Below are 9,636 nucleotides of genomic sequence, written 5' to 3' on the forward strand. Positions count from 1 at the left end.
GTCAAGCTCGTGCGACAAATGAGGAGCGAGTCAGCGGATTTCATCGGGGCCCGCAGCGTATGAGGCTGCAAACAGGCTGATGGTATGGACTCTCGCCCCCTCCGGGGCGCACACTTCTGGAGCCACTTCGGGAGATTTGAGATGCCTACGCTCACCATCGGTCTTGATATTGCGAAGCACGTGTTCCAGGTTCATGGCGTCGATCGTGGCGGGAGGCCAGTCGTACAGCGAAAGCTGCGCCGAGCGGAGGTGTTGAAATTCTTTTCGAGATTGGATCCCAGCCTGATAGGTATCGAAGCATGTCACGGTTCGCACTATTGGGCTCGTGAACTGACCACGCAGGGGCACACCGTGCGCCTACTGCCAACGCAATACGTAAAGCCCTTTCTGGTCGGCGGGAAGAACGATGCGAATGATGCTTCGGCCATCTGCACCGCAGTCTCACGACCGGGCATTCACCCGGTACCGATCAAAAGCGCTGAACAGCAATCCTTGCAGTCCGTTCATCGCATGCGCGAGCGATTGGTTCATGAGCGAACCGCGAAGTCAAACCAGATACGGAGCATGTTTGCCGAAGAGGGATTCATCTTCCTCACGGGAATCGTTCAGTTGAGACAAGGCATCGTGGCCCTCGTCAACGACGCTGATGCGGGCATCACGATCCTGCTTCGGCGGCTTGGTTCGATGTATCTCGAACAGTTGGCGGCCTTGCAGCGATGGATCGACGAACTTGCGTTCGAGATTGCCGAGATATTCAAACGCAACGAAAGCTGCCAACGTCTTGCCACGATTCCTGGCATCGGACCACTCGTAGCGACCGCATTATTTAGCGGCGTGGGAGATCCACTGCAGTTCAAGAACGGGCGTCAGTTCGCAGCGTGGTTGGGTCTGACGCCAAAACAGCGATCGAGCGGTGGCAAGTCAAAGCTTGGCGGCATCACGAAACATGGTGACACCTATCTTCGCACGCTGCTGGTACAGGGGGCGCGTGCGGTGATGCGCTTCGTTGGGCGTCGGGATGACCGGCACAGTCGCTGGATCAAGGCGGTGATGCAGCGCCGTCATGTGAGCGTCGCGGCAATCGCTCTCGCGAACAAGACGGCGCGAATAGCGTGGGCAGTATTGACGAGCAATGAATGCTTCAAGTTGGCATAGCGCTTCCTGTAGCGCGCAGACGCAACGCCACTCTCTTCACGATTGCGCAAGAAGCGGTAGCATGGCGAACCGGTCGGACCGGCGCTTGTAGATCCTGATATATCCGGCGGCTGCGGTACGAAGCCAAGAGGCCGATGAGGGACAAGCGCGCAAACTTCCATGATGGCTCGTGCTGATGGCAAGCACATCAAAAGCCGAATGTACGGACGCAGTCGAGACCTTCGAAATGCACACCGATCTTGCTCATAGGCGGGAGTCCATGTACGGATATAAAGCTGCAACCTATCCTGTCAAATCAGAGCACAAGAAGACCTGGCGCATCGGGGGCGTTCATATAAACTACGTTGATGCCGCCAGCGTGCGCCAGACTCGGAAAAACAATCCCGGGGTAGCCGAGGTCCCGGACCAGGTCGCTTAATACCCAGGTCGGCGGCTCAATGTGTTGGTCGAACTTCCAATACCGCCAGTCCTCGCGCCAGTCGTGCCAAAGCTCATCCCAATTCTCTTGGTCGGGTTGCCGCAAGTCCACCAGGTCCCGGAGTTCGGCGGCGTAAGAGCAAATGGTGCAAGGCGGAGGAAAGGGGAGGTCTGCTGGTATTCGCGCAGCGCCGTCAATTCTTCCAGCGACAGGTACAACGCCTCGATCCCTTCTCGGTTGAAGCGTCCGCCCTTCAGCGCGGCGCCCGTGCCGCTCAGGGGCCGATCGGCCCAGCGCGGTGTGTGCGCTCGATAGAGCGTGGGTCCCGTCGGCAGATCGGTGAGGATCATCCAACAAAACCTGCACTGATCGACTCCAGGTAGTCAATCGCATCCTCCGTCCTGCCTTCCTGGACCAACTGGAGGATGGTCTTATGGCGAAAGGCAGGAATCGGATGATTTTTGATGAGAAACAGCGCGCGGTCGAGGTCCGGTTGGACCGCGACCGCCGCCGACACCACGCGCATGAGGTCACGCAGGGCCGCCTGCAATCTGGGCGACTCGGGATGCGTGCGCAGCGTGTTCCGGTGCACGCCTGCGATGGTGGCCAAATCTTGCTGCTGCAGGCCGAGCACGTTGGCGAGATTGATCGCCGAAAGTCGAGACGTGCCCGCTTCTCGGGCAGACTCCAACACGTCAGCAAAGGTGTCAGTGTTCATGTCTTGGTTTCCGGCGACGATCCACGATGCACATTATACGCACAGTTTGAGCATAGTGCTTGCGGATGTGGCAGATGCAGCCGATTTTTCAAATCCGTCAACTCCAGCCGGGTCAGTAAAATTCGCGGAAGTGGCCGAATGGTTCGCGCGCCTGGCGATGAACCGACGGTTCGGCAAGGTGCTCTTTTGGGGTGTCACCGCCAGCGAAAGAGGCGCGGCTTCTGGCTGGGCCTCCGACCAAAACGCAGGAAGGAACCCGTCGTTATCTGATGCTACAATTGATGCGATACGGCATCAAGCGGAGTGGAAATGCGAACCACTGTTACGATTGACGACAACCTCTACGAGCGCGCTCTTGAGCTTGCCGACCCTGACATGGATAAGGCTGATCTGTTTCGAGTGGCGATGCAGACGTTCGTTCGAGTTCAGGCCGGAAAGCGTCTGGCGGCCTTAGGCGGCATCGCGCCTGGTATGCCCGACATACCGCGGCGCCGCTCGGAGCCATCGACTCAATGAGCGTCCTCATCGATACATCTGTTTGGGTTGATCATTTCCGTCGCGCTAATACGAGACTTGTTCAACTGGTCACCAGCGACCAGGCGCTCACACATCCAGTCGTGCTTGTTGAACTCGCCTGCGGCACGCCGCCTGCGCCCCGGGTGCAGACACTCCATGACATCGGGCTGCTGCAACATGCGAAGCATGCGACATGGACCGAGGTGATCGAGGCACGGCAGTTTTACGGTCGAGGCTGTGGTAGTAGCGACCTTACGCTGCTTGCGTCAACCTTGATGACTCCCGGCGCGTCACTTTGGACCCTGGACAAACGACTCGCCCTGCTCGCTGGTGAACTCGACATCGCGTATATGCATGACATCCACTAGGCACGTGATCCGCGAGAGACGTAATCGCTACTTTCCGGATCGACGCTATCGCTGTACAGAACCTAACATTTCCAGCTCACTTCCCTAGAAATATCCTCACGAGCTTTCGTCTTAAAACGAGCGATATATTTCGTACAATATTTAGATATGTTTATTAAATTTGTTGCTAGATTTATGTGAAATCGGCTGCGAGATTTTTCCTCGTTGCTTCGATAGAAGTTCAAATCTTGCGCCAGACCCGTTGATAGGAGGCCGAGCGATGCTCGACCAGTACATGCTCGTTGGAATGACCTTGATTCCCAATGCAGTTTTTCCGGGTTAGGGCGCGCTAGCTGTGACAAGGCTTTCCCTCTGACACCAAATTAATATCGTTGTAAATCATTGACTTGCTGTCTACCCACAAACGCGTTGTCGTTACTTCACTACGCGAGCTGACCGGCGGCAAGCGTCTTGGAATCTTGAGCCAAGCTTGGGAGCAGTCTGCTTGCATAGCGTCCCACGGGGAAAATGTAGGTTCCGCGCAGGTTGATGCCCGCCAGATGCGTCGGCGCAATCCTTCGGAGCTGCTCGGCTCCAGGCGATTCGCCTCCAGAGGCTTGTAGCACGTCCAGCGCATGCTGCATGTGCGTCGGGTTCGAGCCATCAGAATGTTCGCAAGCAGCGCCAATACGGAAGACACGGCTGAAAGCGAATCTTCGCGCCGAGCCAATTCGACTGGGATACGGCCAACATGGATCGCGCGTTGGACCACTTGCACGGCCTCGCCCCGATTCAACACGTGCTGCAACTCCGTGCGGAAGGAAGTATTCGTGAAGTAATCGATACGGAAGATGCTACGGAACAGCCGACCGATGTGGACGCCTCCGTCATAGACCGGCTGCCCACGCGCTGCTGAGCAGAAGCGGGTTAGGGCTTCAACTGCAGTGCATTCTCCTAAGCGAATCGATGAGGCGATCCTGACAAACTCGGCCCAAACTTCTTCGATGAGATCAAGTCTGACGTCGCGGTCTGTCACGGCACAAAGCTCTTGTGGCACGTCTTAACTGCGAGGAACGTGAAGGTGCTCTAACCCGAGATCTGCACGGGAGTCAGAACGCCCCGTGTGTTGATCGTGGCATCGGGCGGGAATGTCGATGCCGCGTTGTTCGCGTCGGCGATCAGCTAAGTTTGAGCTTCTGCGTAAGCGCCCGCTTCCGAAGCGGGCACATACGCTTATGTACGGCGCGCCGCCGCGTCCAGAAACGCAATCAGCAACGGATGCGGCGCGCCATCACGCGAGGACAGTTCGGGATGCCCCTGCATGCCCGCAAAGAACGGATGCTTATCGGCCTCGATGGCATCGGCGATCGAGCCGCTCTCGTCGTGCGCGCTGACGGTCACGCCGAGCGTCGCGAGCGGCGCTTCGAGCGCCGGATTGAGCCTGTAGCGATGATTGCAGAGAATGCTCGCCTGCGCGCCGAGCATGGCCGCGATACGCGATCCCGGCACTATGCTTATCGGCCGCAAGCCTGAGCGATGCAACAACACGCCATCCTCGCCAACATGAATCGGCTCGAAGCTGGCGACGCGCGCATCGGGCTGCGCTTCCTTCATGCCGATCTCATCGCTCTTCAACACGAGCCGCGCGATGGCCGTCGCCATTGACTGCATGCCGAGAGACAAACCCACGACCGGAATGGACGCCAGCCAGCCGAAACGCGCGGCCTCGATCTGTCCCGCGACGTGCGCTATGTCCGCGCCGCCCGGCAAAAGAATGCCGTGCGCATCGGCGAGCAAAGTTTCTGCGTTGTCGCGGTCGATGTCCTGTGCCGCGATGAAGCGCACGTCGAGATCGAAGCCGAGCGCATCGGCGGCGTCACCGAGGGCGGCGAGCGTCGCGGGGTATTGCTGATGCTGGTCGCACTCACGGCCTATCAGCGCAATCGTCGTGGACGGCCCGCTCGCGCGCGATGCGGCTTCTTCCGTGGATCGCCATCTGCCATAGCGATCCCGATGCGCTTGCAAAACCACGCCCGAACCATCTTCGACGAGCTGTGCGCTATCGGCTTCATGAACGACGCGCAACATCTCCACGTCTTCGGCGCATTGCGTAGGAAACACATCGAACGATTGCACGAGGAGCACGATATCGCGCGTGCGCGCCAGCGCAAAAATCTCACGGCATGGTTCGGCAGTATCGGGCAGGCCCGTGCGCGTGCGCCAGATCAGACCGCTCGCGACTAACCGTCCATCCGCTGTGACGTGCTGATGCGCATCGGGAAACCGCTGTTCGTCGAAATGCACGCCTACGCAGCGGAGTTCGGCATTCAAAGTCCGGGCGAACAGCGCGGGAAGGGCGCCGAATTGCGCCGGCTCGGGGGTAGCGTCTTCGATGAGATAGAGCATGGAAGGCCATCCGATAAAAAGACAAACCCGCGCACGGCACACGTGTCGCGGGCATGGCATCTGGTGCTTAGGCGCTTCGGACCGCGGCGACAGCGGGTTTCAACGCCGCACACGCGGTCTCGATGCGCCGGCACGCGTCGCGGCGTGGGCATCGGAACAGCATACGCGATCCGCACATGGTTCTCCACGCCCAACGCGCTACCGTGCACCACGCCGACATGCGCCGCCTCCAGCAAATAGTTGGCGAAGTCGAGATCGGTAGCGATGATCGCCCGAAGGCGTAGAGCACCTATCGCGCCCGAGCAGTCCACGAAGGCGTAGAACGCGCCATCGAGTGCATCGCAACGCAGGCCGGGGCAGCGTGCCATGGTATCGACCACGAGATCGCGGCAGGTGCGCAACTCATCGATCAATTCGAGCAGGAAATCCGTGCCGCCTTCCAGCGCCGCGAGCGAGATCGTGCTCGGATTCGACGTGCTCTGCGATTGCAGCGTCTGCATCGCCCGATTAGCCACACTGGACCGCCCGCATAGCCGATGCGCCAGCCCGTCATCGAATACACCTTCGATACGCCGTTGACCGTCAGCGTGCGCTCGCGCAGACGCGGTTCGACCTGCACGGGCGTATAGAACGGCTATCCTCACTTGGAAGGATTGATTCAAGCGGAAGGGGAAGCTCTTCGGACCCCGTGGGCCGTCAACGGCCTCAAACTTTGGCCACCCCAATGCGATACTGATTTACGAAAGCGGGCCAGTCGACATGTTGCACCAGCGGGAGATCGTCGACCACCACGACTTTCGCTCGTGCCCGATAAAAAAGAGCGATGCATGTCGCGGGAAAATTATTCCGCGAGGGATAGAGCAGACCGTCGAAGACTGGGAAGCCGCTGTTGTCGAGCGCCTCGTAAATCTGCCGAGAGATACGCTGCGTGTGGATGTAACGTCGGCTTGCCAGTTGACCGAGATTGAGGCCGAACTCCCGCGCCATCACGCCTGGTGCGGTCATGTCAGCCAAGTTCAGTCGCTCGACTACGCCGACAGCACGCACAATGCGTCCACGAATCTCGCTTAACGTAATGGTTCGCGAACGGCTTCGGTGCCATTGGTGCTGATGAAAAACCGACTCCATCAATACAGTCGGAAGGTCGAAGCCCAAGTACAGAACCCATAGCCACCCTTCGGATCGTCGTATCGATTTGCGGAGCTCGTACCAAAATAGAGCGGCGTGGCGGCGTATTCGATTCGGCTAATGTGTTGGAGCAGTTCTCCCGCCGCAATGACGCGGCTTGGCATCGACAAAATCAAACTGCTTCCTCACCGTGAATACCGACCACGCTCAGCACAACCTCGACAAGTTGATCGAAGTTGCCTGGCGTCACGGCTTCGATAGGTGAGTGACCACCGAGCGAATCATTTCGAGACGACAGCGCACGATAGAGCGTCCATGAGTCAACCGACGCCGCTCGGTTGAGCGCTTCGCGCGTGAATTTCAGCTTCAGTGGATCAAGCTGCCAGTCGGGCAGTCGCTGACCCCGACGACCCACATCTAATGAGAGAAGGCGCCGAGGCTGTGCTGATAGATCTTTATAAATCTGTTGGCGCGACTTGTGTGCGAACCGCGCAAATTCGGTCAGCGGAATGTTCCCGGGTGCATCGTATGCGCGCAACAACGCTGCACGTCCGCGTTGCACATCAGTCGCCGACGGCTGCCAGGGTGACTCTGCCCGAAGCGCGCGTGCTTTCGCTCGCAGGTCCGTGGTGAGCTGGAGCGGCGAGGGCGCGGCCTCCGCAAATTTCTCTCGAATCAAAGCGTTCAGCTCGGCGATGAAGGCATCCTCGTCATCGATGCGTACGGCGCGTTCGAAACGATGAGCGTCTTCAGCGGTGATTTCAGGGAACTCCATGGCGGGCATTGGCTTGGACATGGTTCGGCCTCACGCGAGACACAATACGAGAACAATAATCGCTTTTGTCGTGTTTGTCAACTTTGTCGCCTTAGCCTCAGCTTCGCGCTCACGCGGCGAACGGTTGCAGTTCTTGGGCTTGAAGACGGTGATGTTTGAAGGCGACTGGTAAAATTTGGCGACTGATTTCAGGCATGCACCGTGGGACTCGAACAGCTCATTGCGCTTAAGGCGCAGCTGAACCAGGGCGCGAAGGGCAAAAAGGCCGCATCGCGCCTGACGTCAGCGCCAGTAGGCGCCGGAAGGGAAATCAAGCAGCCACCGAAGCGTCCGCGAACGTCTGCTGACGCGGCCGGGCGCGCGGTCAATACGCTGCAACGACATTTTCCGCACGCCTTTCCACACAGTCCCGCGTCAAAGGTTCCTCTCAAGGTTGGTATTCTCAAGGATGTGCTTGCCCGAGCGGCCTCGCTTGGGCTGAGCGAGCGAGACGCTCGTAACGGCGTCAAGCTCTGGTGTCGCGGCCAGCGCTATTGGACCTGTCTCGTCGAAGGCAATATGCGCGTGGATCTTACCGGCGCAATCACCGGCGTTGTCTCTGCTGCGGAGGCGGAGTACGGCACAAGTCAAGAGAAGGCTCGGCTCGCGCGCAGGCAAGAGCAGATTGCGAACAATCGACATGGTCGACCGCGTTGACCAACAAGACGCGCCTCAATTGCCGGTTAGATTTTACATAAATCTATTTGTCCCTTTTATTGTTGTCTTGGTCATCGCGTCGCGTCCCTGCGATGGGCGAAGATCTGACGCTCTGCGAGGGCGCGATTGTCCGATGTCGTTGATCACCGGATAATGAGCTGTGATCAATGGCACCGTAGAGACTGTATGACCGATAATCTGCCCAACGGCTCGTGGGGCGAAGATTACAAGCGCTGGCTCGCTGAACTCAAACAAAGGGTCGAGCGAGCCCGACTTCGCGCAGCCACCAGCGTGAACCGGGAGCTTGTGACGCTGTACTGGCAAATTGGCCGGGAGATCCTGGATCGGCAGCGGCGCCAGGGGTGGGGCGCCGGAGTAATCGACCAGCTTGCGACAGACCTGAAGGCGGCGTTTCCAGACATGCGCGGATTTTCGCCACGCAACCTGAAATATATGCGCGCGCTGGCGCAGGCTTGGCCTGACGTGGAATTTGTGCAGCAGCCTGCTGCACAATTGCCGTGGTTCCATCTCTGTACCTTACTGGACAAGGTCAAGGATCAGGAGCAACGAAGCTGGTATGCAGACAAAACGCTCGAGCACGGCTGGTCGCGTCAGGTGTTGACGATGCAGATCGAGACAGCCGCCAATCGCGAGCCGGCAGCGCCGTGACCAATTTCAGGGAAACCTTACCTCCGCCACAGTCGGATCTCGCCCGTGATGCCTTGAAGGATCCCTACGTCTTCGACTTTCTCGGCCTCACCGAGGATGCGCAGGAACGTGACATCGAGCTGGCGCTCACCCGTCATATCACCCGGTTTCTTCTCGAGTTGGGCGCGGGATTCGCGTTCGTGGGGCGGCAATACCGGATAGACGTCGGAGACGACGAATTTTTATTGATCTCCTGTTTTATCATCTGAAGCTACGCTGTTACGTGGTCGTTGAACTGAAAACGACTCCGTTTCGACCAGAGTACGCGGGCCAGCTCAACTTCTATCTTTCTGCGATCGATGCGCAAGTGAAGGCGCCGGATGATCAACCCACGATAGGTTTGCTTCTATGCAAGGAGAAGAACCGACTCGTCGCGGAATATGCGTTGCGAGGCGTCGCTAAACCGATGGGCGTGGCCGAGTATCAACTATTTCGACACGTGCCGGAATCGTTAGAAACCAAGTTGCCGTCGATCGATCTGATTGAAGCAGAGCTTCGGCCGGATTTGGCCGACGACGCTTAGCACGAGCGCACTTGTCGACGTCCGAGTACGCTTGGCATAGCGACGTAGTCGCCTATTAGGACTGGCTGCTTCGGCTAGTACCTCAGACTATAAGTGCTGCTGGCAATTGCACTGGTTACAGCTCCCTGCGATGAGCAGAACAAATTCTGATGCGAAAGAATGCGTTAACCAGACCAAAAGACCTTATTCTGAGAAACACCGTGGGACTCCCATCATGGATGCCGAGATCGCCGCGCTGCCGGTTGT

8 protein-coding genes and 4 pseudogenes are annotated in these 9,636 nt (G+C 58.3%); 5 read left to right on the plus strand and 7 right to left on the minus strand.

What is annotated here, in order from left to right; all coding sequences use genetic code 11:
• Positions 1–141: 141 nt before the first annotated feature.
• The gene (locus AWB67_RS32505; protein WP_087660163.1) at positions 142–1,155 is read left to right on the plus strand and encodes an IS110 family RNA-guided transposase; all 1,014 of its coding nucleotides are present in this window, start codon (positions 142–144) and stop codon (positions 1,153–1,155) included.
• Positions 1,156–1,450: 295 nt separating this feature from the next.
• Here the strand turns inward: AWB67_RS32505 and AWB67_RS32510 are convergent.
• Positions 1,451–1,923 (minus strand): annotated as a pseudogene (locus AWB67_RS32510) (RES family NAD+ phosphorylase).
• Complete coding sequence (locus tag AWB67_RS32515; protein ID WP_087660157.1) at positions 1,920–2,291, minus strand: antitoxin Xre-like helix-turn-helix domain-containing protein; 372 nt, start codon at positions 2,289–2,291, stop codon at positions 1,920–1,922. The pseudogene AWB67_RS32510 and the gene AWB67_RS32515 overlap by 4 nt, the downstream one beginning before the upstream one ends.
• 309 nt (positions 2,292–2,600) lie before the next feature.
• On the opposite strand from AWB67_RS32515, the gene AWB67_RS32520 reads away from it, so the two are divergent.
• Together AWB67_RS32520 and AWB67_RS32525 are read left to right on the plus strand one after the other, a co-directional pair.
• Positions 2,601–2,807, plus strand: a complete 207-nt coding sequence (locus tag AWB67_RS32520) for a type II toxin-antitoxin system VapB family antitoxin (RefSeq protein ID WP_087660158.1) — start codon at positions 2,601–2,603, stop codon at positions 2,805–2,807.
• Positions 2,804–3,175: a type II toxin-antitoxin system VapC family toxin gene (locus AWB67_RS32525; protein ID WP_087660159.1), complete on the plus strand. Its 372-nt coding sequence runs from the start codon at positions 2,804–2,806 to the stop codon at positions 3,173–3,175. The genes AWB67_RS32520 and AWB67_RS32525 overlap by 4 nt, the downstream gene beginning before the upstream one ends.
• A 422-nt stretch (positions 3,176–3,597) precedes the next feature.
• On the opposite strand, the pseudogene AWB67_RS32530 reads toward AWB67_RS32525, so the two are convergent.
• The 5 genes and pseudogenes from AWB67_RS32530 to AWB67_RS32545 form a co-directional block, all read right to left on the minus strand.
• Positions 3,598–4,235: pseudogene (locus tag AWB67_RS32530) on the minus strand (Tn3 family transposase); the annotation flags it as partial.
• Between the two features lie 152 nt (positions 4,236–4,387).
• Positions 4,388–5,560, minus strand: a complete 1,173-nt coding sequence (locus AWB67_RS32535) for a glutamine amidotransferase-related protein (RefSeq protein ID WP_159965050.1) — start codon at positions 5,558–5,560, stop codon at positions 4,388–4,390.
• A pseudogene (locus tag AWB67_RS40045) lies at positions 5,482–6,113 on the minus strand (aminotransferase class I/II-fold pyridoxal phosphate-dependent enzyme). Before AWB67_RS40045 ends, AWB67_RS32535 begins: the two are co-directional and overlap by 79 nt.
• A gap of 152 nt (positions 6,114–6,265) precedes the next feature.
• Positions 6,266–6,796, minus strand: a complete 531-nt coding sequence (locus AWB67_RS32540) for an RES family NAD+ phosphorylase (RefSeq protein WP_087660161.1) — start codon at positions 6,794–6,796, stop codon at positions 6,266–6,268.
• A 64-nt stretch (positions 6,797–6,860) separates the two neighbouring features.
• Positions 6,861–7,484, minus strand: coding sequence for a hypothetical protein (locus tag AWB67_RS32545; RefSeq protein ID WP_087650387.1), 624 nt, complete (start codon positions 7,482–7,484; stop codon positions 6,861–6,863).
• A gap of 180 nt (positions 7,485–7,664) precedes the next feature.
• Between AWB67_RS32545 and AWB67_RS32550 the strand changes: the two genes are divergently transcribed.
• Both AWB67_RS32550 and AWB67_RS32555 read left to right on the plus strand, forming a co-directional pair.
• Complete coding sequence (locus AWB67_RS32550; protein WP_087660162.1) at positions 7,665–8,159, plus strand: ProQ/FinO family protein; 495 nt, start codon at positions 7,665–7,667, stop codon at positions 8,157–8,159.
• A 186-nt stretch (positions 8,160–8,345) separates the two neighbouring features.
• A pseudogene (locus tag AWB67_RS32555) lies at positions 8,346–9,390 on the plus strand (PDDEXK nuclease domain-containing protein).
• Positions 9,391–9,636 lie beyond the last annotated feature (246 nt).

The organism is Caballeronia terrestris (assembly GCF_001544515.1).
GTDB lineage: Bacteria > Pseudomonadota > Gammaproteobacteria > Burkholderiales > Burkholderiaceae > Caballeronia > Caballeronia terrestris.

Coding starts and splice junctions, on each gene's coding strand:
- AWB67_RS32545 (WP_087650387.1), bottom strand. CDS start 7,484: ATGTCCAAGCCAATGCCCGCCATGGAGTTCCCTGAAATCACCGCTGAA.
- AWB67_RS32535 (WP_159965050.1), bottom strand. CDS start 5,560: ATGCTCTATCTCATCGAAGACGCTACCCCCGAGCCGGCGCAATTCGGC.
- AWB67_RS32520 (WP_087660158.1), top strand. CDS start 2,601: ATGCGAACCACTGTTACGATTGACGACAACCTCTACGAGCGCGCTCTT.
- AWB67_RS32505 (WP_087660163.1), top strand. CDS start 142: ATGCCTACGCTCACCATCGGTCTTGATATTGCGAAGCACGTGTTCCAG.
- AWB67_RS32515 (WP_087660157.1), bottom strand. CDS start 2,291: ATGAACACTGACACCTTTGCTGACGTGTTGGAGTCTGCCCGAGAAGCG.
- AWB67_RS32525 (WP_087660159.1), top strand. CDS start 2,804: ATGAGCGTCCTCATCGATACATCTGTTTGGGTTGATCATTTCCGTCGC.